General features: G+C 66.0%; 28 protein-coding genes. 12 read left to right on the forward strand and 16 right to left on the reverse strand.

Features of this window, described 5'->3' with window-relative positions; genetic code table 11:
- Window positions 1-212: 212 nt before the first annotated feature.
- The 16 genes from IQ458_RS02105 to IQ458_RS02180 all read right to left on the reverse strand — a co-directional run bounded on the left by IQ458_RS02105 (window position 213) and on the right by IQ458_RS02180 (window position 12,573).
- On the reverse strand, window positions 213-1,976 hold the full coding sequence (locus IQ458_RS02105; RefSeq protein WP_203321753.1) for a DUF885 domain-containing protein: 1,764 nt from the start codon (window positions 1,974-1,976) through the stop codon (window positions 213-215).
- A 166-nt stretch (window positions 1,977-2,142) separates the two neighbouring features.
- Window positions 2,143-2,442 carry a LuxR C-terminal-related transcriptional regulator gene (locus IQ458_RS02110; protein WP_203321754.1) on the reverse strand — a complete coding sequence of 100 codons (300 nt, stop codon included), beginning with the start codon at window positions 2,440-2,442 and terminating at the stop codon, window positions 2,143-2,145.
- Window positions 2,443-3,097: 655 nt separating this feature from the next.
- The gene (locus tag IQ458_RS02115) at window positions 3,098-3,277 is read right to left on the reverse strand and encodes a DUF3606 domain-containing protein (RefSeq protein WP_203321755.1); all 180 of its coding nucleotides are present in this window, start codon (window positions 3,275-3,277) and stop codon (window positions 3,098-3,100) included.
- A 123-nt stretch (window positions 3,278-3,400) separates the two neighbouring features.
- Entirely contained in the window at window positions 3,401-3,931 is a 531-nt protein-coding gene (locus tag IQ458_RS02120; protein WP_203321756.1) for a hypothetical protein, read from the reverse strand.
- A complete protein-coding gene (locus IQ458_RS19945) occupies window positions 3,928-4,332 on the reverse strand; it encodes a helix-turn-helix domain-containing protein (RefSeq protein WP_203321757.1) in 405 nt (134 codons plus the stop codon). Before IQ458_RS19945 ends, IQ458_RS02120 begins: the two co-directional genes overlap by 4 nt.
- A complete protein-coding gene (locus IQ458_RS02130) occupies window positions 4,329-4,691 on the reverse strand; it encodes a type II toxin-antitoxin system RelE/ParE family toxin (protein ID WP_203321758.1) in 363 nt (120 codons plus the stop codon). Before IQ458_RS02130 ends, IQ458_RS19945 begins: the two co-directional genes overlap by 4 nt.
- Before the next feature lie 1,017 nt (window positions 4,692-5,708).
- Window positions 5,709-6,350: a hypothetical protein gene (locus tag IQ458_RS02135; protein ID WP_203321759.1), complete on the reverse strand. Its 642-nt coding sequence runs from the start codon at window positions 6,348-6,350 to the stop codon at window positions 5,709-5,711.
- A gap of 330 nt (window positions 6,351-6,680) precedes the next feature.
- Complete coding sequence (locus IQ458_RS02140; protein WP_203321760.1) at window positions 6,681-7,202, reverse strand: hypothetical protein; 522 nt, start codon at window positions 7,200-7,202, stop codon at window positions 6,681-6,683.
- Between the two features lie 2 nt (window positions 7,203-7,204).
- Window positions 7,205-7,990: a hypothetical protein gene (locus IQ458_RS02145; RefSeq protein WP_203321761.1), complete on the reverse strand. Its 786-nt coding sequence runs from the start codon at window positions 7,988-7,990 to the stop codon at window positions 7,205-7,207.
- A gap of 15 nt (window positions 7,991-8,005) precedes the next feature.
- Window positions 8,006-8,176 carry a hypothetical protein gene (locus tag IQ458_RS02150; protein WP_203321762.1) on the reverse strand — a complete coding sequence of 57 codons (171 nt, stop codon included), beginning with the start codon at window positions 8,174-8,176 and terminating at the stop codon, window positions 8,006-8,008.
- 339 nt (window positions 8,177-8,515) lie between these two features.
- Complete coding sequence (locus tag IQ458_RS02155; protein ID WP_203321763.1) at window positions 8,516-8,875, reverse strand: hypothetical protein; 360 nt, start codon at window positions 8,873-8,875, stop codon at window positions 8,516-8,518.
- 43 nt (window positions 8,876-8,918) lie between these two features.
- Window positions 8,919-9,077 (reverse strand): hypothetical protein, encoded by a 159-nt coding sequence (locus IQ458_RS02160; RefSeq protein WP_203321764.1) that lies wholly within the window; start codon window positions 9,075-9,077, stop codon window positions 8,919-8,921.
- Window positions 9,074-10,222: an AAA family ATPase gene (locus IQ458_RS02165; RefSeq protein WP_203321765.1), complete on the reverse strand. Its 1,149-nt coding sequence runs from the start codon at window positions 10,220-10,222 to the stop codon at window positions 9,074-9,076. The genes IQ458_RS02160 and IQ458_RS02165 overlap by 4 nt, the downstream gene beginning before the upstream one ends.
- 193 nt (window positions 10,223-10,415) lie before the next feature.
- Window positions 10,416-10,667: a helix-turn-helix transcriptional regulator gene (locus IQ458_RS19950; RefSeq protein WP_203321766.1), complete on the reverse strand. Its 252-nt coding sequence runs from the start codon at window positions 10,665-10,667 to the stop codon at window positions 10,416-10,418.
- Window positions 10,668-10,834: 167 nt separating this feature from the next.
- Window positions 10,835-12,067 carry a tyrosine-type recombinase/integrase gene (locus IQ458_RS02175; RefSeq protein ID WP_203321767.1) on the reverse strand — a complete coding sequence of 411 codons (1,233 nt, stop codon included), beginning with the start codon at window positions 12,065-12,067 and terminating at the stop codon, window positions 10,835-10,837.
- 173 nt (window positions 12,068-12,240) lie between these two features.
- Complete coding sequence (locus IQ458_RS02180) at window positions 12,241-12,573, reverse strand: HesB/IscA family protein (RefSeq protein ID WP_203321768.1); 333 nt, start codon at window positions 12,571-12,573, stop codon at window positions 12,241-12,243.
- Between the two features lie 111 nt (window positions 12,574-12,684).
- On the opposite strand from IQ458_RS02180, the gene asnS reads away from it, so the two are divergent.
- The 12 genes from asnS to kynU all read left to right on the forward strand — a co-directional run bounded on the left by asnS (window position 12,685) and on the right by kynU (window position 22,229).
- Window positions 12,685-14,085: an asparagine--tRNA ligase gene (gene asnS, locus IQ458_RS02185; protein ID WP_183641678.1), complete on the forward strand. Its 1,401-nt coding sequence runs from the start codon at window positions 12,685-12,687 to the stop codon at window positions 14,083-14,085.
- Window positions 14,086-14,104: 19 nt separating this feature from the next.
- Entirely contained in the window at window positions 14,105-14,410 is a 306-nt protein-coding gene (locus IQ458_RS02190; RefSeq protein WP_183641680.1) for a hypothetical protein, read from the forward strand.
- A complete protein-coding gene (locus tag IQ458_RS02195; RefSeq protein ID WP_183641684.1) occupies window positions 14,407-14,715 on the forward strand; it encodes a hypothetical protein in 309 nt (102 codons plus the stop codon). The genes IQ458_RS02190 and IQ458_RS02195 overlap by 4 nt, the downstream gene beginning before the upstream one ends.
- A gap of 10 nt (window positions 14,716-14,725) precedes the next feature.
- The gene (locus tag IQ458_RS02200; RefSeq protein WP_183641687.1) at window positions 14,726-15,358 is read left to right on the forward strand and encodes an FMN-binding negative transcriptional regulator; all 633 of its coding nucleotides are present in this window, start codon (window positions 14,726-14,728) and stop codon (window positions 15,356-15,358) included.
- Window positions 15,359-15,518: 160 nt separating this feature from the next.
- On the forward strand, window positions 15,519-16,307 hold the full coding sequence (locus tag IQ458_RS02205) for an SDR family oxidoreductase (protein ID WP_183641690.1): 789 nt from the start codon (window positions 15,519-15,521) through the stop codon (window positions 16,305-16,307).
- A 73-nt stretch (window positions 16,308-16,380) separates the two neighbouring features.
- Entirely contained in the window at window positions 16,381-17,808 is a 1,428-nt protein-coding gene (locus tag IQ458_RS02210; RefSeq protein ID WP_203321769.1) for an aldehyde dehydrogenase, read from the forward strand.
- Between the two features lie 120 nt (window positions 17,809-17,928).
- Window positions 17,929-18,603, forward strand: a complete 675-nt coding sequence (gene can / locus IQ458_RS02215) for a carbonate dehydratase (protein WP_192197748.1) — start codon at window positions 17,929-17,931, stop codon at window positions 18,601-18,603.
- A complete protein-coding gene (locus IQ458_RS02220; RefSeq protein ID WP_203321770.1) occupies window positions 18,596-19,027 on the forward strand; it encodes a RidA family protein in 432 nt (143 codons plus the stop codon). The genes can and IQ458_RS02220 overlap by 8 nt, the downstream gene beginning before the upstream one ends.
- Before the next feature lies 1 nt (window position 19,028).
- On the forward strand, window positions 19,029-19,559 hold the full coding sequence (locus tag IQ458_RS02225; RefSeq protein WP_183641700.1) for a 3-hydroxyanthranilate 3,4-dioxygenase: 531 nt from the start codon (window positions 19,029-19,031) through the stop codon (window positions 19,557-19,559).
- A 7-nt stretch (window positions 19,560-19,566) separates the two neighbouring features.
- On the forward strand, window positions 19,567-20,577 hold the full coding sequence (locus tag IQ458_RS02230; protein WP_183641703.1) for an amidohydrolase family protein: 1,011 nt from the start codon (window positions 19,567-19,569) through the stop codon (window positions 20,575-20,577).
- A gap of 3 nt (window positions 20,578-20,580) precedes the next feature.
- Window positions 20,581-20,958, forward strand: coding sequence for a 5-carboxymethyl-2-hydroxymuconate Delta-isomerase (locus tag IQ458_RS02235; protein ID WP_192197745.1), 378 nt, complete (start codon window positions 20,581-20,583; stop codon window positions 20,956-20,958).
- Complete coding sequence (gene kynU, locus IQ458_RS02240; protein ID WP_183641710.1) at window positions 20,955-22,229, forward strand: kynureninase; 1,275 nt, start codon at window positions 20,955-20,957, stop codon at window positions 22,227-22,229. Before IQ458_RS02235 ends, kynU begins: the two co-directional genes overlap by 4 nt.
- The last annotated feature ends 3 nt before the right edge of the window (window positions 22,230-22,232 follow it).

Raw genomic sequence — 22,232 nt, forward strand, 5'->3', positions numbered from 1 at the left:
GGTCAATGACTTGCAGGCAAATGGAGAGGCCGGCGGCGATAAGCGGGAAGCCCTCGGCGTTGGAACGCGGCATCCGCGATCGCATCGATAATCCGTGAAAATACTCGAGGAATATCCAGCTAATCTTTGATTTTGTTATGTTTTACACTGCATTAAAAGGGTATTGCGTGGTCGCGAAAATGGGTTCCAGCGTTCGCCGGGACGACGGGGCTTCAGCGCCCCTTCTGCTCCTGGATCCATGCGTCGATGCGCTTCTCCAGCGCCGCCAGCGGTACCGAGCCGGTGTTGAGGACCTCGTCGTTGAAGTCGCGCAGGTCGAACTTCGGGCCCAGTGCCCTGGCCGAGCGCTCGCGCAGTTCGGAGATCTTCAACTGGCCGATCTTGTAGGCCAGCGCCTGGCCCGGCCAGGCGATGTAGCGGTCGATCTCGTTGACGATGTCCTGGTCGGTCTTGGCGGCGTTGTCCTTGAAATAGGCGATGGCCTTCTCACGGCTCCAGCCCATCGAGTGCATGCCGGTGTCCACCACCAGCCGCACCGCCCGCCACATGTCGTAGGTCAGCTGGCCGAAGCGGTCGTAGGGATCGTCGTACAGGCCCATGTCGTAGCCCAGGCGTTCGGCGTACAGGCCCCAGCCCTCGCCGTAGGCGACGAAATAGGCGGTCTTGCGGAACATCGGCAGGTCCGGCAGTTCGATGCCGCGCGCCATCTGGAAATGGTGGCCGGGCACCGCCTCGTGCAGCGACAGCGCCATCATTTCCCACTTCGGCCGGGTCTCGGGCTTGTACAGGTTGACGTAGTAATAGCCGGCGCGGCTGCCGTCGGCGGCGCCGGGCTGGTAGTAGGCGGTGGTCGTGTCGGGCGCGGCGTTGTCCGGGATGGGCCGCACGCCGTAGGGCAACCGGGGAATGGTGTGGAACGCCTTCACCAGTTCCGGGTCGATCCGCTTGGACAGCGCTTGGTAGGCCTCCAGCAGTTCGGCGGGAGTCTTGTAGAAGTATTTCGGGTCGCTGCGCAGGTGGTCGAAGAAGGCGTGCAGGTCCCCCTTGAAGCCGACCTGCGCCTTGATTTTCTCCATCTCGGCACGGATGCGCGCGACCTCCTTCAGGCCCACGTCGTGGATCTGCCGCGGCGTCAGCGGCGTGGTCGTGTAATACGCCGCCATGGCGGCATAGAAGTCCTGCCCGTCCGGCAGGTCGGTGGCGGCGATGCTGGCGCGGCTGGCCGGCAGGTAGGTCTGGTTGAAATACGCCTGCAGCTTGCGGTAGGCCGGCACCACCTCGGCGCTGATGACCTGCCGGGCTTCGCGCTGCAGGCCGGCGCGATCGGCCTCGGGCACGCTGTCGGCGAACTTCAGGAACGGGCGGTAGAACGGGCTCTTCGACGGGTCGTCGACGATCTGCGCGGCGATCTGCGCCGGCACGCGTTGCATCAGCACCTTGGGCGGCATGTAGCCTTCGGCCACGCCCTGCTGCATCAGCGCCAGGGTCTGGTCGATCAGGGTGTCCAGGCCGGCCAGGCGCGTGATCCAGTTGCGATAGTCCTGCGTGCTGGCGAACGGCACCACCTCGGCCATGCCGTCGGCCAGTTGCACCCCGCCCTGGTGGCCAATCGGTTGCAGGTATTCCTTGAAGCGCTGGCGGGAGACCGCCTGCTGCAGGTTCCATTCGAAAGTGTCGTAGTTGAGCTGGTCAGCCGGCGACAGGCCCTCGCGGCCGATGGCGTGCAGTTTTTCCAGCGCGGCCCGATCGTTGGCCTCGATGCGGGCGATGGCGTCCAGGCTGCGGTCGCTCCAGCGGTCGTTGTAGCGGTTGTCGCCGTTGTAGCTGGCGTTCTCGGGGCTTTCGCGCAGGCCGCGTTCCCACTCGGCGGCGAACAGCGCCTCCAGCGCCGCGTGCTTGTCGGTCGCGGGTTGCGCGCGCAGCGGCGCGGCCACGGTGACGGCCGCCAGCGCGGCCAGCATCAGTGAACGGAACATCGACGGCTTCCTGTGCGAAAGCCGGCAAGCTTAACGTCTGCCCCGCTCCACCGGCAGTGCCGCGGCGGGAACCCGGATCAAGCGGCGTCGATCAGGCGGCGTCGGCCTGGGTGGTGAAGCTTTCGCCGCAGCCGCATTTGCGCGCTAAGCGACTGATATACATGTGTCATTCGCGCTCACCTTTGCCGCCATGCCCCCTCACATGCCCCAACCTAATGCTGTCTTCCGCGCGCCAGAATACCCTCTGCAAAAGCACGCGTGACAAGGTGCGCCCTGTTGGAAGCCCAAGCTTCGCCGACGCATTGGCGACGTGCACGTTCATCGTGCCCTCGGCAACACCGAGGATGCGGCCGGCCTCCCAAGACGTCTTGCCCAGGGCGATCCAGAGCACTGCTTCGGCCTCGCGACGTGTAAGTAGGCCGCGTGTGCCAATCCTGATGTCGGATGTGTCGTCGCCCTCGCGCATCGCCGTACCGTAGCGTGATCAACCGCAGCGGTACAGCCACCATCGTCTCGGTAGAGGGGCAGACTGTTGTCGCCTACGCAGCCACGGGCAGCCGCGGCCATTTTCGTCAGGCATCCTGTACTGGTCGCCGGGCTGGTATGAGCAGACGCTGTGGTCACACTGCCACTACATCCGCGCTCACGATATTCGCCGGCTTCTTCCTAGCAGGAGCAGCGATGCCGCACAATCGGGGCATGCAGATGCCGATCGCCATGGCCCTTCCCTTACTCGCTGTAGTCGCAAGCTCTCCGTTGAACGACTACGCATCGCTGGCCCTAGCCCTTACGCCAGAAACTATCGCGATCGGGCGGGCTCGGTGGCCCCTGCTTTCACACGCCGGATACTGGGCGACCTGTCCTACGGAATCTATATTTACGCATGGCCGACTCAGCAGGTATTGGTCGCAGCTTGCGGACGGGCACTAAAGTTCGAACAACTCCTTGGGCTGACGCTGGCTACTGCGATTGTGGCCGCAGCGCTGTCGTGGCATTTGGTGGATTTGCGCGCGCTGCGACTCAAGCCCGAAGCGTCGCCAGGCGCAGCAACTGAATTTGGGAGAAGCCAGACTAGAACGCGAGAGAGGGTCGGCACCGCGAGCGGTGCCGACCGATTTGCCTCAGTGCGTTTTCAGCCACTGCTCAACACGCGAAACCGAGTTGCCAACGGCAGCGACCGCCTGCCGCAGCTTCGATTCGGAAACGCCAAAGCGCTGGGTCCAGTAGCGCACTTCGTAGTCCTGCCCAAGCGCGATCAAGCTGCGATCGGGTTCTCCCGTCTTCTTCGGATTGTCAGCCATTGCTTGCGCCCTCCTCGGGCGCGGTACTTCGACCGCCCTTGCTGTATGCCTCAATGCCTCATGACGAGGAGCGCGGGTGAGCGGCTTACTGGCGCGCTAGGCAAGGACGAGCTCGAGACGCTTCTAGGGCGCTGTCGGCGTCGTTCCTAAAAGAGTCGGATCCGCACCGCTAGAGCAATCATTCATGTCTTCCACCTTCTCAGGTACAACTCGAAAAACAGGGACAACTACGCCCGGCAATCCCGCACGGCCCGTTGCTGACTGAACGAACTCGCGCCAGTAAGGCCATGCGTTGTAGGCACCGTTTACTTGGGCAAAGTACTCGAAGCAGCGAGGCTCGAAATCCTTGTCTTGCGCGATGGTGTAAAGGAGCAGAAACGTCGCATCGATCTTCAGGGCACTTCCGGAGGGCTCGCCTTCGGCCAGAGACCGGCTATTGAATCTGAACTCAATAGTTACCGCGATACGCTTCTGACCATCACGATCACTTCGAACAGCATAGGTCGAGCGATAGCTCGTTTCGAGCGTCAGTTCAGCAGGCAGATCCAGCGGATCAAAGTCCGCTTCAAGCGTAGCTTGCCGCACCACGACCGTTTGGAGGTCGACATGCGGCGCGACCTGCTTCGCCAACGATAAGTTCGTGATCACGCTCACCCGCACTTCGCCTCGAGTTGACGAGGCTCTTCTGCGGTCGGTACTCGCCGCGAGAATTGCACCACGTTGGCCTTAGGCGAAACCAACGCCGCGGGCTGGGAAATAAACTGCCCGCTTCGCAGAGGTTCGAAACCAACAGCCGCACGAAGCCCGCACGCCCAAGCCAGCTCAGCGACAGTGCTCAAAGTGGCGTTCCGAGATCCGGACAGAACCTGGGTGACATGCGATCGGCTCTTCCCAAGCTTTCTCGCAACATCAGCCTTGGTCAGACCGAGAGATTCCATGCGTGCAGCAACTCCGTCCAAGGTCCAGGCAATGAAACGCTCAATTTCATACTCTCGACGAGCTTCTTCGCTGCGTTCCTGTCGCGCAATCCATTCTTGGTTCGGGACCATGTTCATTCTCCTAGAAACTTCTTTCTCCGCCGCTCGGCGTAGGTGATGTCGTGCGCGTCATGCTTATTCTTCTGCTTCCGCACTCCGTGAGTTATTACCACGCGACCTGTGGGCGTGAAGAAGCAAAGCAAACGCACTTGAAAGGACTTAAACTCGAAAACTCCGGAGGAACCCTCCAGCTTCTTGAACTTCTCTCGATTCGGAATTCGTCCATTTTCACCAAGCATTTCGAAGAGGACGTCGACCTTCCGCCGCTCCCCTTCATCAAGACCGTCTAAAAATTCAGCAGCCGGGCATTGACCATCGTCATCGCACAACAGTTCGATGGTGAGCTTCCGTCCGGCATATTCGATGCGGTTTGCCAATCATGGTCTCCTGACCTGCCGCCGTCGCCCGTGCCGGGCCGATGCGTCCATTGTTAACATATGAATTAACGCTGTCAACAATGACTATCGGCCACGGTTCACGAATCTCAAGGACGCCGGCTCCCGTTTTTCAACCAGTCCGGATGAGCTCGGCCGGTTTCCCCTACATCTAGTGTTCGCGTTTTACCAGAGGCCAGCACGCTCCACAACGTGATCGGCTGGCGCCGACGAACGGCGCCATCTTGCGGACAACGGGCTAGCCTAACCGCGGGCCCGACCGGCGCGACCGCCTTGTCCTTGTTGGGGGCGGCCGGCTTCCAGTGATCGGCGCATAGTCGTTGCGGGCACCCCTGTCCCGAAGATTCTGGCGATCTGCCCGTCCCATTCGGGGCCCATGCGGCCATGTAGCGGCGCGCCCCAGCCTCGGTAGCTGTGAAGTGATACCGAACCCCGCCCGCCTGGAAGCAGGGTCGCCAGGGTGGCTCGGGGTCGCGGTTCGCGGGCGAAGCGCTGGCCGCGACGACATCTCCCAGCATTAGGGCTGGGCCGTCGATATAGGACTCGAAGTGGTAGCCATCGGGAAGGACAACGCCATGCTACGCCGTGTCGTCGCACCGGATGTGACTTGTCGAAAAGCCAAACTCGCCGGGCGTATAGTCCGGCCATGCGACGCGAACATTTCAACGCCGACGCCTGGGAAGTCTTCCTGGCAGCCCTGCCCTCACTGCGCCAAGTTCAAAGCCGCATGAGCCATCGAGAGCTGCAACGTCATATTGAAAAGGCCTGGGCCTCCAGATGGAAGCGAGCTGCTCCGCTTCACCAGACGGCGCATGCTGGGCTCGTGTAGTTGGCCCATTTCGGAGACTTCCTTGCTTCCGGTGTCGCTGCCAACGGAGCACAACGGTAGGCAGGAATGACTCATTTAGCTCATTCGCCCAAGAAACGGCGACCGTGCGTCCTCGACGACGGTAACCGTATGCCGGTGCACGCCTCCGGCAGACGCCTGCGCGGCGCGCCCTACGCCCTGTACTCCCGCATCGTCCGCAGCGCGCGCTGCAGCACCGGGTCGGTGGCCATCACGTCGGCCATGTCGCCATGCCCAGCCGCACGTAGATCGGCCGGCCGCTCGTCGTAGGCTCGCAGTTCGTGCCGTAGCTCGTCGCGCAGTTCGGCGTCGGCCAAATCCTCCAGGCGCCGAATACCAGTGACCACGGCGTCGACGCGCGTCCAGTCGACCTGTGCACGCTCGCGGCCAGGCCGGAAGCTCTCGACCACGCGTTGAGCCTCAGCCACCAAGGCCAGGTGCCCGCGAGCGATGTGCGCCAGCCGATGCATGTTGCCGGCATCGTTGGCCGCCGACTCAAGGTCAACGGCGGCGAACTGCAGGCGCTCGGTCGCTGCGGCCACGGCTCCGACGGCCGGGCCGAACTGCTGTTGCATCCACGGCACGGGTTCCCCGGAAAACCGGTGCTGGACATTGCAGCCCGCTTGCTCCAAATCGACGGATTCATGCAATTCGTCAAGGTGGTCGAGGCGCTGGCGTAGCTCCACCGAGTAGGTGGTGGTACAGGCCCAAGCGTGATGGACGGCCGTTATCAGCGCGCGCTGCTGGCTGAAATACAGCCGGTCCTTGCCGGTGACGTCAGTGATGGTGATCATGCTTCCTCCTTCAAGGCACCGGGGGCGCCAGGGTTGTCGTGAAGGCCGTGCAGCGCCATCGCGCGGCGCAAGAGGGCGTAGTCCGGTGGATCGCGCCGGAGTGCCGCCAACGCCCACCGCCGCCAACGGATACGTGTGCGCCGGTCCCGGGCGGTCGGGTGGTCGACCACTGACCGCAGACGGTCGCCTGCTCGCAGGACGCGCCAGGCGGCAGCCACGGTGGCACGGTGGTCGCCAGCCAGCACCGCGGCAGCAAGAGCGTGCCGAGCATTCCTGAACAAGCGGCGTGCCCGCTGTGGCGATGCCGCTGTGGGCTCGCCAGTATCGATTTCAGGCTTCATTTTCTTCCTCGCTGTCTTCGTCGTCGCCATCGGCAACTTCCTCGAGTGCTGTGACGATCAGTCCCTCGAGAATCTCGAGCTCGTCGACGGTCAGATGCGGGATATCGCCCTTCGCGGCACTCGGTACACCCAGCAATCGATTTCGCACCTGAGTTAGCAGGGTGACGTAGCTCCCCCGAATGACCTCGGCATCTACCAACCGACCGCGCTCACGTTCGAGATCGAGCTGCACGCGATCGGCCTGCAATCGAGCCAGTCGCGCACGCTGCTGGCGGCCGTCTATCGCGGCGGCAGCTACCTGTGGGTCGACGGCAGTCGGTTTGGCCTTCGCCGCTGCGCGCAGACTGGCGATATAGCCGCGCACGCCGGCCTGAATTTCGTACCGGCCTCCGGGTGCGCGAGGAACAACACCTTCCTGCGCGAGTTCACGGACCCTCCGGGCAGACACGTCCAGCAACGCCGCCAGCTCGGCGGCGCTGCAGGTTGCAGGCCAGGGCGACAGCGTAGCCACCGTCAGTAGTGGCGCCGGACGGCGTCTGCGTTGCGGTCAAGAATATTGCCGCCGTCGGGATCCGGCAGCACGGCACGCTGGGTCAAGATGCTCGGCGGCGCGTGGCGCTGCTGGGTGATGATGCGTTCGGTCCGCCTGGTCTCGGTGTAGGTGACGGGCTTGGAATCCAGCGATCGCCCGGTGGCGTCCGTGACGGTCGGGCCGCCGTGACGATCGACAACCTGCCGCTCCTCAGAGCGCTCCGGTCGGAACCGGCGTTCATCCGGCAGCTGCGCCGCGCACTCGACGCCAGCGGAGCGCGCAAGGTCACGGTCTCGGATCAGCTCGGCGGCGGCTGCCTCAATCTTCTCGAGCAGCGTCGCCACAGTTCGGGCGGCGCCGACATACTCGGCGACCTGCTTCTCCATCGCGACGGCCGCCTTCACCGCACGCACTGCAGCGGCCTCACCCTCGGCCCGGCGCTCTTCGGCGGCGACAAGGGCCAAGCGCTCGTCCGCCGTTTGGATGGCCAACGCCAAGCGATCGACCTGTCGGTTCAAGCGAGCGGCCTCGGCTTCGTGCCGCTGCTGCGCTTCCTCCCCAGCTAGAATTGCTGCCCGCTCGCTGGCAGCGTGCGAGGCGACAGCAGTCTGGGCAGACCCCAGCCGCTCCCGCAGCAGGTCACCCACCTTCACGCCATCGGCGACCGCGTGGAAGTCCAGCAGGGTCAGCAGATCATTGCTGGCATCGGCGAACGGCTCGCCGGCCTGCATCTGGCCGGCAGCGCCGGCGGTTCGATTGTTCGTCATTTCGTGTTCCTCGAGTCAGGCCAGGCCCATGGCCTTGGCGGTTGCGATCAGGTCGGTGGGCGACAACGCCTTTCCCAGCGCGGTCAACGCTGCATCGGTGGGCATACCGGTGGCGACCAGTTCCAGCGCCAATGCCGGAGCAGCATCGGCGTCGCGGTGGTTGAGAATCGTTCGCGCGCGTTGCAAGGCTAAGGTCGCTTGGTCGAGTGAGTGGCCGGCTTGAAAGTGGCCGGCGGTGATGGTGCTGGTTATGCTGTTCTCCTTCGCTTAGCCGCGGCCGGTGCGCGGCGGGAATCCGGCTATACCGCTCACAGCCGCTTCAGCGGGCTGCTGTGCTCGTCGGTCATTCCGACGTGGCCCTGCCGTCCTGGGTGCCTGGTGTGGGCTGTGCAGCCGATGGCGGCGGAACCGGGGTAATTTCGTGCGGGGCTTCCTGTGGTGAGGCCGGGCAGTCGCCGTCCCCCGTAGCCCCCTCCCTCTCAGGGAGGACCCGCGACACCGGTGGGGTACCCAGCAGGCCCGCTATCACGCCTTACGCTCCTGCCGCGCGGCCCAACCTCGGCGACCGCTCACGGCGTTCCGGTACTCGCGCTCGACCTGGGCGGCCAGTTCGTGGGCGCGCTGTTCCTGTTGTGCCTGAGCAGCGGCGACGCGTGTCGCGCTGGTCGGCCGCAGATGGCGTGCAATGTATGGAGAAGCGAGGCCCGCAGCCACGGTTTCGCGGTCGAGGTGACTGCGCACTTCCTGCAGACCCTCCAGCGTCTGGATCAGCGCGCGGTCGAGCGTCCCTGCTGTGGGATCAAGCCGACCACGGCGGCGGCCGATACGGGCCAGGGCGTGAAAGGCGGCGTCGAGGTCGGCGGCGTCGGCATGGTAGTCGGTCATCGCTTTGGGCCTAGGTGACGGAAGTGGCTATCTGTGTCGATGGTCATGCGGTCTTTCCTTGCTTGGTCGATCCGGCTTCCGATTCATCCGGTTTGTTCCGGTTCCCTAAGGAAACCGGAAAACCGGATACCGGCATTCCGGATGAAAGCGGAACAAACCGGATGCAAACCGGATTAAAAGCGGATGCCGAGAAGCGGCTCATGCCCAACCCTCCCCAAGCTCAACGAACCCAGCGTTGCGTCGGATCTTCCCGGCGTTTATCAGGCTCTCGGTCACGTCATGGAATCGGTTGGCCGGCATGCCTGCGTCTTTGCACTTGTCGCGCCACTCAGAGAAAGAGACACGCGCGGTGCCCGGGTCGCGCCCATCCTTGGCAACGTTTGCCCGGTGGTGGTCGAAGGTGTCGTGCAAGATGCGCATCGCAGTGGTCTGCCATTTGCCTCGGCCGGCCTTGCCTTGGGCGGGCGGCGGCGCATAGGCGGTCGGGCGTAGCACCACAGAGGTGACTGGCACGCCGTCGTCATCGGTAATTCCAGTCTCGACGGGCGAGACACGGAAGGCCAGACCCTCGTGCTCAGGGCCTTCCTTCATCTTGGTGTTGTCGAGACGGACCGTGCCGTCCTCGTCGCGACCCGTGCGCCATTCACTGTCGATGGCGCCGATCAGCACGGACGAGCCGCGGGCCCGGGATTTGTCCATGTGGCCGGTGTGATGCAACAGCAGGATGCAGGCACCGGTCATCGTGCGTAGCTCGTCCAGGACGGCCACGCCTCGCGTCATGTCCAGACTGCTGTTCTCGTCGGCCGGCCCGAAGTTCCGATTCATCGTGTCGAACACGATCAGAACCGGTGCACCATGCTGGCGCATGAACTCAGCGACCACGGCCAGTAGCTCGGCAGCTCGGGTCTCGTCGGTAAGCGCCGCGGCTTCGTTCGAGATGAACAGCGGTGCCCCGGCAAGGTCGATGCCATGGCCAATGCTCCATCCGCGGATCCGGACAGCCAAACCGCTCCGTCCCTCACCGAGAAAAAGCAGCACTGGCCCTTGGTGCACGGACTGCCCACACCAGGGTGTGCCCGTTGCGATGCAGCACATCCAGTCGATGGAAACAAATGTCTTGTAGGTGCCAGCAGCACCGATTAGCGATGCCAGGCTATCGCGTGCCAGCACATTGCGGATCAGATGGGCGATCGGCTTCGGCTGTAGCGCCGTACTGATAGGGTCGAGCCGCAGACTACGTCCGCTACCGTGGCTGCCGCGCTTCCTTGTTTCGGCGGCACCAAGCGCGCTGAACTCAGCAGCCAGAGCCTCGTCGCGATCATCTGCGAGTGGTCGAATATCGGTCATTCGGGAATCTTGCCGATAGGGCCACGGGCATTGGGACTAACGCGCGTTAGTGCGAAGGAGGTTTCCATACCGTCAGCGTGTTCTCTCACAAAAGAGACTTTCCATTGACGCGCGTCACCAAAGAGCGCGGTCCGGACCACCATCACGGGACAGGCAACCCTCAGCAACCCTTGTTTTGAGGGACGCTGAGGGTTCACTTCGTGGCAGCCCCGACCTGCGTGCGATCGCGTGCAGCGATGCGCACCAGGTAGTCGTTGACGTCGGATAGGCGCCAGGCGCGAGCCCGAGGGCCCAGTTCTACTGGCTGCGGGGCCTCGCCCGACGCTAGGCGCCGGTACCACTCAGTTCGGGAGACAGGAATGATTGCGAGGACTTGAGGCAACCGGAGAAGGCGCTCACCTTCGCGGATTTCTCCACCTGTTGCGGTGAGAGTTGGGGACTTCATGGCGCACCTCGTTGTCAAAAGGTGCTACCCAAACTAACCACGAGAACGGACTTTGCAACAACTTTTTTTCGCGTGTTCCCGTGACTTCACGCGACTTCCCGGCACACACAATTAGTCCCCGAAATCTGATCGGTCTCGACCCGCGTCAGCAGGCCAACTGCGCAAACTCAGCCAGCCGCGCGCCGAAACGGCACAACCTTTCCTGCCCCGTCGCGCTGCCCCTCAATCAAGTCAGCCCACGCGATCATCATGGTCCGGCGCTCGTCCAGGTAGGTCGTGCGGTGATAGGCGCTGCGGATCTTGTTCGCTTCGACGTGTGCCAGCTGCCGCTCGATCGCATCCGGACGGAACCCGAGACCGTTCAACTCGGTCGACGCCAGCGCGCGGAATCCATGGGCCGTCACGTCGCCGAATCCTATCCGCTGCAGGCCAGCGAGCAGCGTCGAGTCGCCCATCGGCGTGCGCGGGTGGACGCGATGCGGGAAAAGGAACTCCCCGTGACCAGTGAGCTCGCGAAGCTGCCCGAGCAACTCGACCACCTTAGGAGCCAACGGCACGACATGTGGCCGGCGGTTTTTCATGCGCTCGGCCGGAATCGACCAGGTGGGCGCGGCCTGCCCTTGGTCATTCTTGGCGGCTAGGTCAAACTCGCCCCAGCGCGCGCCACGTAGCTCACCGGAGCGCACGAAGGTGAGGAGCAGCAGGTGCAGGGCGATGCGCGTCTCGGGCTGCCCGGGGTAGTCGTCCAGGGCGGCAAGGAACGCGCCCACGCGGGCCAGTGGCAGCGCGGCGAAGTTCCGGCGCGTCGGCGGCGTTAGGGCACCTTCCAGGTCACGGGCCGGGTTCGATTCAGCGCGCGCGGTGGCCACCGCGAAATTCAGGACGCCCCGGATCCTCTGAAGCAGGCGGCCGGCGCTATCCAGTGATCCGCGGCGCTCGACCTCGCGCAGGACTGCCAGGACCTCGGCCGCGGACAGGTCCGACACGGGGCGGCCACCGATACGCGGGAACGCATCTCGCTCAAGTTGGGCAACCAGGTTCTTGCGATGACGCTCCGACCAGCGCGCGCCACGGGTCCTGACCCACTCGCGCGCTACCGCCTCGAAGCTGTTTGCGGCTTTGACAGCAGCAGCCACGCGCTCTGTGCGCCGCACTTCGCTAGGGTCTCGTCCATTGCGCAAGTGGGCGCGCGCCTCGTCGCGTCGGCGTCGAGCCTCAGCGAGTCCGACCTCGTGCGAAGCACCCAGCGCAAGGCGCTTCTCCTTCCCGCCAAAGCGATATTTCAGCCGCCACAGGCGCGAGCCATTGGGCATGACTTCCAGGTAAAGACCGTCGCCATCGAAATGCTTGCCCGTAGGCGCCGTGCGAACTCGGGCCGAGGTGAGTTTGTTGGTCGCCATCGTGGGGGCATCCTCGCCGGGAATGTGGGGGCATGACCGCCCCTAACCCGGGGGCATGCCCCCATATTTGCCCCCGTCAGGTCGAGCCGTCAAGGCTGCTCATGGGACATAATGGCTCCATAAGTGCTTGATATCCGGATATATCTGTATCCCCTATGGGACACCTTGGAACCCTATGCAGCAGCCGTCGTAAAGCTTTCGCCACAGCCACACTCGGCGGTGGCGTTGGGATTGCGGAACAGGAAGGTTTCGCCCAGGCCCTGCTTGGCGAAGTCGATCTCGGTGCCGTCCACCAGCGCCAGGCTCTGCGCGTCAACGTAGATGCGCACGCCCTCGAACTCGAACACGGTGTCGCCCTCGCGCTCCTCGCGGGCCAGATCGGCGACATGGCCCCAACCGGAGCAGCCTGTGCGGGCAACGCCGAAACGCAGGCCCAGCGCGCCCGGCGTCTGCTCGACGAAACGCTGCACGCGCTCCAGGGCGACGGGGGTCAGGGTGATGGCCATGCATTCCTCCAGGCGGGACGTCGATTATAGGCCGTGGACGAGCCGCTGGGCCCGTCGCTCCGGTAAACTCCACCGTTCCATAAATAGTCCTGTTACGGAAGGATTCAAGTCATGACGGTGGTGAGCGTCGAACATGCGCTGGCGGGCAAGATCCCGGCCGGCGGCGAGGTCACGGTACGCGGCTGGGTGCGCACGCGGCGCGATTCCAAGGCGGGCCTGTCCTTCGTGAATGTCAGCGACGGCTCCTGCTTCGCCGCCATCCAGGTGGTGTCGCCCAGCGACCTGGACAACTACGAATCCGAAATCAAGCGCCTGACCGCCGGCTGCGCGGTGGTCGCCACCGGCACCCTGGTGCCCTCGCAGGGCCAAGGCCAGAGCTTCGAGATCCAGGCCAGCCGGATCGAGGTGGTCGGCTGGGTCGAGGACCCGGAAACCTATCCGATCCAGCCCAAGGCCCATTCGCTGGAGTTCCTGCGCGAGGTCGCCCACCTGCGTCCGCGGACCAACCTGTTCGGCGCGGTCACCCGCATCCGCAACTGCCTGGCCCAGGCCGTGCACCGCTTCTTCCACGAGCGCGGCTTCTACTGGATCAGCACGCCGATCATCACCACCTCCGACGCCGAGGGCGCCGGCCAGATGTTCCGCGTGTCCACCCTGGACATGGCCAACCTGCCGCGCGACGGCAAGGGCGCGGTGGATTTCTCGCGCGACTTCTTCGGCAAGGAAACCTTCCTGACCGTGTCCGGCCAGCTCAATGTCGAGGCCTACTGCCTGTCGCTGAGCAAGGTCTACACCTTCGGGCCGACCTTCCGCGCCGAGAACAGCAACACCACCCGCCACCTGGCCGAGTTCTGGATGATCGAGCCGGAGATCGCCTTCGCCGATCTGGCCGCCGACGCCGATCTGGCCGAGGACTTCCTCAAGTACCTGTTCCGCGCGGTGCTGGACGAACGCGGCGACGACATGGCGTTCATCGCCGAGCGCGTGCAGCCGGACGCCATCACCCGCCTGGAAACCTTCATCAACGCGCCGTTCGAGCGCATCGACTACACCGATGCGATCGGCCTGCTGCAGAAATCCGGCAAGAAGTTCGACTTCCCGGTCGAATGGGGCCTGGACCTGCAGACCGAGCATGAGCGCTGGCTGACCGAGCAGCACGTCGGCCGCCCGGTGGTGGTGATGAACTACCCCGAACACATCAAGGCCTTCTACATGCGCCTGAACGACGACGGCAAGACCGTCGCGGCTATGGACGTGCTGGCCCCGGGCATCGGCGAGATCATCGGCGGCAGCCAGCGCGAGGAGCGCCTGGACGTGCTGGACGCGCGCATGGCGCAGTTCGGCCTGGATCCGGCCCATTACGGCTGGTACCGCGACTTCCGCCGCTATGGCACGGTGCCGCACGCCGGCTTCGGCCTGGGTTTCGAGCGGCTGGTGGTCTACGTCTGCGGCCTGACCAACATCCGCGACGCCATTCCCTATCCGCGCGCGCCCGGCAGCGCCGAGTTCTGAGCCGGAGCGGATTGCAACGATGCTGCTGTTCTTTGCCCTGTGTTTTGTCGGCGTCGCCATCGCCGGCTTCTGCGCGTTCGTGATCTTCTGGCCGCTCACGCTGGTGCATATCCGGGATCGGCATGCCGCGCTCGGCGGCCAGTGGGGCGAAGGCGCTTTCCTCAAGCCGATCGCGCTGCGCTGGCTGCTGGCGCGCGGCTACCTGCCGCTGCGCGACAGTTCGCTCAGCGGCCTGGCCGCGCCGGCGCGCATTTCGCTGCTGGTGATCTTCGTTGCCCTGGTGTCGTCGGGGTTGCTGACGGTGTTCTCGCTGGTGCTCAAATGAACGATTCGATCCATGACGCCTGGTACGTCGCCTCGCTCGGCCGGACCCTGATCTGGGCCCGCCTGCGGGTGCTGGAGGCCGGCACCGCGCAGGTGCTGGACAGCGATGGCAACACCCTGACCTACGACAGCGAGGACAGCGCCCGCGCGGCGCTGTTCGACGCCGAGTTCGTCGCCTACGACGGACTGGACGAGGAAGACGCGCTGCAGCGTGGTTTCTCGCTGGATGAAGTCAGCCCGCCGCGTGCCGACAGCGACGACGCGCTGCCCGCGCAGATGGTGCAACAGCTCGGCGGCCGGGCCTGATCGGGCGCGCATGTACACCCCGCGCGCCTTCGCCGAGACCGACCTGGGTGAACTGGACCGGCTGATCGCGCGCGACGCCTTCGTCACCCTGATCACCACCGACGCCGACGGCGCGCCGTTCGCCAGCCATCTGCCCGTGCTGTACGCGCGCGACGGCGAACGCATCCTCATCGAGGGCCATTGGGCGCGGCCCAACCCGCAGGCGCGGCACGCCGGCCCTGCCCTGCTGATCGTGCACGGCCCGCACGCCTATCTTTCGCCCGGCTGGTATCCGGACAAGGAAACCGCCGCGCGCGTGCCGACCTGGAACTACGCGATCGCGCACCTGTACGGCACGCTGGAACCCACCGAGGACACCACCGCGCTCGCCGGCATCGTGGCTCGTCTGAGCCAGGCCAACGAGGCACGGGTGGGCAAGGACTGGCGGTTCGAACCCGAGCGCCAGGATCACGCCAGCCAATTGCGCGGCATCATCGGTTTCCGCTTCCGGGTCGAACGGATCGAACTGAAGTTCAAACTGAGCCAGAACCATCCCGAAGCCAATGTGCGCGGCGCCGCCGCCGGCCTGCGCGAACAGGACGACCCGAACGCCCACGAAATCGCCACGCGGATGCTGGACCGCCTGGCTCGCCGCGCCGACTGAACACACCCCGCCCTCTTCCCTGTAGGAGCGACGTCAGTCGCGACCGGAAGAATCGCCAACGGTTCGGCCTTCGCTCGTCCCTGCACGGCGGTCGCGACTGACGTCGCTCCTACAGGATGGCAATCGGTAGACTGCGGGTTCGGCATATCGAGGAACGTCGATGGATCTGAACCTGTCCGGTCGTCACGCGCTGGTCTGCGGCGCCTCAGAAGGCATCGGCCGCGCGGTGGCGCATGAGTTGGCGCTGCTCGGCGCCAGCGTCACCCTGTTGGCGCGACGGGCCGAGGTGCTGGCGGACGTCGCGGCGGACCTGCCGACGGTCGCCTCGGGCCAATCGCATGATTGGCTGGCCGCGGATCTGGCCGATCCCGCCGGGCTGCGCGCGGGCGCCGAGGCGCTGGTGGCCCGATCCCCCGTGCACATCCTGGTCAACAACACCGGCGGTCCGCCGGGCGGACGCGCCATCGATGCCGACGCGAGTGCCTATCTCGACGCGTTCCAGCGCCACCTGCTGGCCAACCAGTTGCTGGCCGGCCTGGTGGTCCCGGGCATGCGGGACGCCGGCTGGGGCCGCATCGTGAACGTGGTATCCACCTCGGTGAAGGAGCCCATTCCCAACCTGGGCGTGTCCAACACCATCCGCGGCGCGGTGGCGTCCTGGGCCAAGACCCTGTCGCGCGAACTCGGCGCCGACGGCATCACCGTCAACAACGTGCTGCCGGGCTATACCCGCACTCGCCGGCTGCAGCAGATCCTGGACGATCGCAGCGCCGCCAGTGGCAAGGACGAAGCCGTCGTGGCCGCCGGCATGCTGGCCACGGTGCCGGCCGGCCGCTTCGCCGATCCGGTCGAAGTCGCCGCGGCCATCGCCTTCCTGGCCTCGCCCGCCGCCGGTTACATCAGCGGCGTCAGCCTGGCGGTGGACGGCGGACGCATGCAATCCATCTGAGGACTCCGGCGGCGGTTCCCGCGCCGACCGCAATGCAGCAGGCCGTCGACACGGGCCGGGTTAAGCTTGCGCCATGCTATCGCTGACCCACTGGATCGACGGCCAGCCGCAGGCGGCCCGCAACGGCGGCTGGCGCGCGGTGCATGCGCCCGCCGACACCCGCGAATACGCACGCCTCGCCGATGGCGACGAGGCCGACGTGGAGGCGGCCGTGCAGGCGGCGACCCGCGCCTGGCCTGCGTGGTCGTCGCTGCGCGGTTCCGAACGCGCGGCCTGGCTGGAACGCCTGGCATCGGCGCTCGAGTCCCGCCTGGAAGCGTTCGCCCAGGCCGAGTCCCGGGACGGCGGCAAGCCGATCCGGCTGGCGCGCCAGATCGAGATTCCCCGCGCGATCGCCAACCTGCGTTTCTTCGCCCACGCGGCCACCCAGATCGGCAGCGAGGCGCACCACGGCGAGGCGGGCCTGAACTACACCCTGCGCCAGCCCCTCGGAGCGGTCGCCACGATCTCGCCCTGGAACCTGCCGCTGTACCTGTTCACCTGGAAGATCGCGCCCGCGCTGGCCGCCGGCAACACCGTGGTCGCCAAGCCCTCGGAGGTCACGCCGCTGACCGCGACGATGCTGGGCGAACTGGCCGCGGAGATCGGCTTTCCGGCCGGCGTGCTGAACATCGTGCACGGCACCGGTCCGCGGGTCGGAGAGCCGCTGGTGCTGCATCCACGGATCAAGGCGGTGTCCTTCACCGGCAGCACCGGAGTCGGCCAGCGCATCGCCGCCCTGGCCGGCCCGCAGTTGAAGAAGATCTCGCTGGAACTGGGTGGAAAGAACCCGACCCTGGTGTTCGCCGACAGCGATTGGCGCAACCAGTTGGACACGCTGGTGCGTTCGGCGTTCCAGAACTCCGGGCAGATCTGCCTGTGCGGCTCGCGCCTGCTGGTGGAGCGTGCCATTTACGACGAGTTCCGCGAGGCCTTCAGCGCCCGCGCCGCCGCGCTGCGGGTTGGCGATCCCGCCGACGAGGCCACCGATCTCGGCCCGCTGGTGTCGCAGGCGCATCACGACAAGGTCACCGCCTGCATCGCCCGCGCCCGCATCGAAGGCGGCCGCTTCCTGCTGGGAGGCGAGGCGTCAGCGCGCGGCGGCTGGTTCGTGGAACCCGTCCTGATAGAAGGGCTGGGACCGGACAGCGCCAGCAACCGCGAGGAAATCTTCGGGCCGGTGGCGACCCTCCAGGCGTTCGATGACGACGCGCAGGCGCTGGCGCTGGCCAACGCGGGCGATTATGGGCTGGCCGCGATGATCTGGACCCGCGACCTCGACCGCGCCCACCGCATGGCCGCGCGGCTGCGTGCCGGCATCGTCTGGATCAACACCTGGCTGATGCGTGATCTGCGCACCCCGTTCGGCGGCATGGGCCGGTCCGGGTTGGGCCGCGAAGGCGGCATGGAGGCGATGCGGTTTTTCACCGAGGCGCGGAATGTCTGCATCGCCACCGGCTGAAACCCCGCTTCCCCGCCATCCGGCGCACGGCCGGCTGCTGACGATCGCCGGCGATGGGCGCAAACTACGCGGTGGACCGCCGAGCGCTCCACCCTCCCCCGCCAGAACCGGAAACCGCCCGTGAGTGATAGCGAACTCGAAAACCTGCTGCGCAACAACCGTGAATGGGCCGAACGGATCAAGCACGAGGATCCCGGCTTCTTCAAACGCCTGTCGCAGCAGCAGTCGCCGCGCTACCTGTGGATCGGCTGCTCGGATTCGCGCGTGCCCGCCAACCAGATCCTGGGGCTGGACCCGGGAGAGGTGTTCGTCCATCGCAACATCGCCAACGTCATGTCGCATGGCGACCTCAATTGCCTGTCGGTGATCCAGTTCGCGGTCGACATCCTCAAGGTCGAGCACATCCTGCTGGTCGGCCATTACGGCTGCGGCGGCGTGCACGCGGCGATGACCGGCGCCCGGGTCGGCCTGGCCGACAACTGGCTGCGCCACGTCGCCGACGTGGCCACCAAGCATGCCGTCCGCCTGGCCGAGGAGGACACCGAGTCGCTGCGCCACGCCCGCCTGTGCGAACTGAACGTGATCGAGCAGGTGTTCAACGTCTGCCAGACCACCGTGGTCCAGGACGCCTGGGCGCGCAACCAGCCGCTGACCGTGCACGGCTGGGTCTACAGCCTGTTCGACGGCCGCGTGCGCGAACTGGGCATGGACGTGGACGCCGCCGACCGCCTGCACCCGACCTACGAACAGGCGCTGGCGCGGATGCCCGCGCGCGGGGACCGTCGCGATGGGTGAAGGCATCCGGACCACGACGGCACCGGTGCCGGTCGGCGCGTATCCGCACGCGCGCCGGGTCGGCCCGTTGCTGTTCCTGTCCGGCATCGGCCCGCGCGATCCGGCCACCGACACGATTCCCGGCAACGATTACTTCGCCGACGGCCGCGTGCGCGGCTACGACATCCAGGCGCAGGCGCGCGCGGTGTTCGCCAACGTGCGCGCGGTGCTGGAAGCCAGCGGCGCGCGCTGGGAGGATCTGGTCGACGTGACCGTCTACCTCACCGACATGGCCCGCGACTTCAAGGCCTACAACCAGGTCTGGGCCGAGTATTTCCCGGACACGGCGCGCGCGCCCTGCCGCACCACCCTGGGCATCACCGCCCTTCCCACGCCCATCGCCATCGAACTCAAGTGCGTCGCCGCCTTGCCCGAGGAACGCTGACATGCTGCCCGGACCGATCAACCTGCTGGCCTGGATCGAGGAACACCGCCACCTGCTCAAGCCGCCGGTCGGCAACAAGGTGATCTACGCGGGTGACTTCATCGTCATGGTGGTCGGCGGCCCCAACCAGCGCACCGACTTCCACTACGACGAAGGACCGGAATGGTTCTACCAGCTCGAAGGCGAGATGGTGCTGAAGATCCAGGAAGACGGCGCAGTGCGCGATATCCCGATCCGCGCCGGCGAGATCTTCCTGCTGCCGCCGCGCGTGCCGCATTCCCCGCAGCGGATGCCCGACTCGGTCGGCCTGGTGATCGAACGCCGGCGGCTGCCGCACGAACAAGATGGGCTGCTGTGGTACTGCGAGCGCTGCAATCACAAGCTGTACGAGGAGTACTTCATCCTGAAGAACATCGAGACGGATTTCCCACCGGTGTTCGACCGCTTCTATTCCTCGCAAGCGCACCGGACCTGCACGCAGTGCGGGCACCTGAACCCGGCACCCGGCAAGTACGTGATGGCGGATACCTGAGCGCTCCATGCTGAAGATCGACACCCACGCCCACTTCCTGCCGCGCGACTGGCCCGATCTGGCCGGCAAGTACGGCGACAACCGCTTCCCGGTCATCCACCACGGCGATGACGGCCGCCACCGCATCTACAAGGACGGGCGTTTTTTCCGCGAGATCTGGCCCAAGACCTGGGATCCGGTGGAGCGCATCGCCGACTACGCCAAGTTCGGCGTGCAGGTGCAGGTGATCAGCACGGTGCCGGTGATGTTCAGCTACTGGGCCAAGCCGCACCAGGCGCTGGAATTGCACCAGGCGCTCAATGATCACACCGCCGCGGCCTGCCGTGACTACCCGCGCCACTACGCCGGTATCGGCACCGTGCCGCTGCAGTCACCACGACTGGCGGTGCAGGAACTGGAGCGCTGCATGGATCAGCTCGGCCTGCAGGGCGTCCAGATCGGCAGCCACGTCAACGACTGGAACCTCGACGCGCCGGAACTGTTCGAGTTCTTCCAGGCCGCCAGCGAACTGGGCGCGGCCATCCTGGTGCATCCCTGGGACATGATGGGCGCGGCCTCCATGCCCAAGTACTGGCTGCCCTGGCTGGTCGGCATGCCGGCCGAGCAGTCGCGCGCGGCCTGCTGCCTGATCTTCGGCGGCGTGCTGGAACGCCTGCCCGGCCTCAAGGTCTGCTTCGCCCACGGCGGCGGCAGCTTCCCCTACACCATCGGCCGCATCGAACACGGCTTCAACATGCGTCCGGATCTGGTCGCCACCGACAACCACCGCAACCCGCGCGAGTACCTGGATCGGGTCTACTTCGATTCATGGGTGGCCGATCCGCGCGCGCTGCGCTACCTGCTGGACACCGTCGGCATCGACCGGGTGATGCTGGGCACCGACTATCCGTTTCCGCTGGGTGAGCAGGAGCCCGGCGCCGGCATCGCCGCGCTGGCCCTGGGCGAAGCCGAACAGGCCCGCCTCTACCACGGCACCGCGCTGGAATGGCTGGGCCTGTCCCGGCAACGGTTCGACTGACCCATGCCGCACCTGACCCTGCAATACACCGACAACCTCGTCCTGGACGCGCGCGCGCTGTTGTCGCGGCTCAACCAGGTCCTGCTCGACAGCGGGCATTTCAACGAGGAAGCGATCAAGAGCCGCGCCGTCGCGCTGTCCGACTTTCTGGTCGGCACCGACGCCGATGCCGCGCGCGCGTTCGTCCATGCACGCCTGCGCATCCTTCCCGGCCGTGACGAGGCCGTGCGCGCGCAGTTGTCCGAGGCGCTGCTGCATGCGCTGCGCACGCACCTTCCGGCGGGGCCGCACGCCCTGCAGATCTGCGCGGAAGTCGGCGAACTTCCAGCCAGCTACCGCAAGACCACCGTTCCTCCCATCTCTTCACCGGCCTCTTCATGACCGACGCGCTGTCCCGTACCCATGCCATCGCCCTCGATGCCGCCGACCCGCTGCGCGCCCTGCGCAACGAGTTCCTGATTCCGAAGCACAAGCACAACGAGCAGCTCTATTTCTGCGGCAACTCGCTGGGCCTGCAACCGCGCGGCGCGCGCAAGTACGTGCAGGAGGTACTGGACAAGTGGGCCGAGCAGGCGGTGGAGGGTCACTTCACCGAGCCGGCGCAGTGGATGACCTACCACGAGCTGGTCCGCGACGGGCTGGCGAAAGTGGTCGGCGCGCAGCCGACCGAGGTCGTGGCGATGAACTCGCTGACCGCCAATCTGCACCTGATGATGGTCAGCTTCTACCGGCCCACCGCCGAGCGTCCGGCCATCCTGATGGAAGCCGGCGCGTTCCCGTCCGACCGCCACGCGCTGGAATCGCAGGTGCGTTTCCATGGCTTCGACCCGGCGCGCGATCTGATCGAGCTGGAACCGGATCAACCCGACGGCACGCTGTCGATGCAGGCCATCGAGCGCGCCATCGGCGAGCATGGCCATCGCCTGGCCCTGGTGCTGTGGCCTGGCATCCAGTATCGAACCGGACAGGCGTTCGACCTGGCGGAAATCACCCGCCTCGGCCACGCGCAGGGCGCGTTGGTCGGGTTCGACCTGGCCCACGCGGCCGGCAACCTGCCGGTGCAGCTGCACGCCAGTGGCGCCGACTTCGCGGTGTGGTGCCACTACAAGTACATGAACGCCGGGCCGGGCGCGGTCGCCGGCTGTTTCGTGCATGAGCGGCACGCGCACACGGACCGCCCGCGCTTCGCCGGCTGGTGGGGCCACCAGAAGGAAAGCCGGTTCAGGATGGCACCCGAGTTCGTGCCCACGCCCGGCGCCGACGGCTGGCAGCTCAGCAATCCTCCGATCCTGGGCCTGGCCCCGTTGCGCGCCTCGCTGGAACTGATCGCGCAGGCCGGCGGCATGGCCGCGCTGCGCGCCAAGTCGGAAAAACTGACCGGCTTCCTGGAGGCGCTCATCCGCGCCCGCGTCGGCGACGCGCTGCAGATCGTTACGCCCGCCGATCCGGCCCAGCGCGGCGCGCAGTTGTCGCTGCGGGTGGTGGGCGGACGCGAGCGCGGGCGCGACCTGTTCGAATACCTGGCGTCGGTCGGCACGATTGGCGACTGGCGCGAACCGGATGTGATCCGGATCTCGCCGACCCCGCTGTACAACCGTTTCATGGACGTCTACCGCTTCGTCGAGGAAGTGGAGACCTGGCGCGGCGTCTGACCG

This window comes from Pseudoxanthomonas beigongshangi, assembly GCF_016820515.1.
GTDB classification, from domain to species: Bacteria; Pseudomonadota; Gammaproteobacteria; order Xanthomonadales; family Xanthomonadaceae; genus Pseudoxanthomonas_A; species Pseudoxanthomonas_A beigongshangi.

Excerpts from the sequence above, each read along its gene's own strand:
- IQ458_RS02175 (WP_203321767.1), bottom strand. The coding sequence starts at position 12,067 with ATGGCGACCAACAAACTCACCTCGGCCCGAGTTCGCACGGCGCCTACG.
- IQ458_RS02115 (WP_203321755.1), bottom strand. The coding sequence starts at position 3,277 with ATGGCTGACAATCCGAAGAAGACGGGAGAACCCGATCGCAGCTTGATC.
- IQ458_RS02180 (WP_203321768.1), bottom strand. The coding sequence starts at position 12,573 with ATGGCCATCACCCTGACCCCCGTCGCCCTGGAGCGCGTGCAGCGTTTC.
- IQ458_RS02205 (WP_183641690.1), top strand. The coding sequence starts at position 15,519 with ATGGATCTGAACCTGTCCGGTCGTCACGCGCTGGTCTGCGGCGCCTCA.
- IQ458_RS02200 (WP_183641687.1), top strand. The coding sequence starts at position 14,726 with ATGTACACCCCGCGCGCCTTCGCCGAGACCGACCTGGGTGAACTGGAC.
- IQ458_RS02160 (WP_203321764.1), bottom strand. The coding sequence starts at position 9,077 with ATGAGCCGCTTCTCGGCATCCGCTTTTAATCCGGTTTGCATCCGGTTT.
- IQ458_RS02165 (WP_203321765.1), bottom strand. The coding sequence starts at position 10,222 with ATGACCGATATTCGACCACTCGCAGATGATCGCGACGAGGCTCTGGCT.
- IQ458_RS02155 (WP_203321763.1), bottom strand. The coding sequence starts at position 8,875 with ATGACCGACTACCATGCCGACGCCGCCGACCTCGACGCCGCCTTTCAC.
- IQ458_RS02110 (WP_203321754.1), bottom strand. The coding sequence starts at position 2,442 with ATGCGCGAGGGCGACGACACATCCGACATCAGGATTGGCACACGCGGC.
- IQ458_RS02230 (WP_183641703.1), top strand. The coding sequence starts at position 19,567 with ATGCTGAAGATCGACACCCACGCCCACTTCCTGCCGCGCGACTGGCCC.
- IQ458_RS02105 (WP_203321753.1), bottom strand. The coding sequence starts at position 1,976 with ATGTTCCGTTCACTGATGCTGGCCGCGCTGGCGGCCGTCACCGTGGCC.
- IQ458_RS02195 (WP_183641684.1), top strand. The coding sequence starts at position 14,407 with ATGAACGATTCGATCCATGACGCCTGGTACGTCGCCTCGCTCGGCCGG.
- IQ458_RS02135 (WP_203321759.1), bottom strand. The coding sequence starts at position 6,350 with ATGATCACCATCACTGACGTCACCGGCAAGGACCGGCTGTATTTCAGC.
- IQ458_RS02210 (WP_203321769.1), top strand. The coding sequence starts at position 16,381 with ATGCTATCGCTGACCCACTGGATCGACGGCCAGCCGCAGGCGGCCCGC.
- IQ458_RS02235 (WP_192197745.1), top strand. The coding sequence starts at position 20,581 with ATGCCGCACCTGACCCTGCAATACACCGACAACCTCGTCCTGGACGCG.
- IQ458_RS19945 (WP_203321757.1), bottom strand. The coding sequence starts at position 4,332 with ATGAACATGGTCCCGAACCAAGAATGGATTGCGCGACAGGAACGCAGC.
- IQ458_RS02145 (WP_203321761.1), bottom strand. The coding sequence starts at position 7,990 with ATGACGAACAATCGAACCGCCGGCGCTGCCGGCCAGATGCAGGCCGGC.
- IQ458_RS02225 (WP_183641700.1), top strand. The coding sequence starts at position 19,029 with ATGCTGCCCGGACCGATCAACCTGCTGGCCTGGATCGAGGAACACCGC.
- kynU (WP_183641710.1), top strand. The coding sequence starts at position 20,955 with ATGACCGACGCGCTGTCCCGTACCCATGCCATCGCCCTCGATGCCGCC.
- IQ458_RS19950 (WP_203321766.1), bottom strand. The coding sequence starts at position 10,667 with ATGAAGTCCCCAACTCTCACCGCAACAGGTGGAGAAATCCGCGAAGGT.
- IQ458_RS02220 (WP_203321770.1), top strand. The coding sequence starts at position 18,596 with ATGGGTGAAGGCATCCGGACCACGACGGCACCGGTGCCGGTCGGCGCG.
- IQ458_RS02190 (WP_183641680.1), top strand. The coding sequence starts at position 14,105 with ATGCTGCTGTTCTTTGCCCTGTGTTTTGTCGGCGTCGCCATCGCCGGC.
- asnS (WP_183641678.1), top strand. The coding sequence starts at position 12,685 with ATGACGGTGGTGAGCGTCGAACATGCGCTGGCGGGCAAGATCCCGGCC.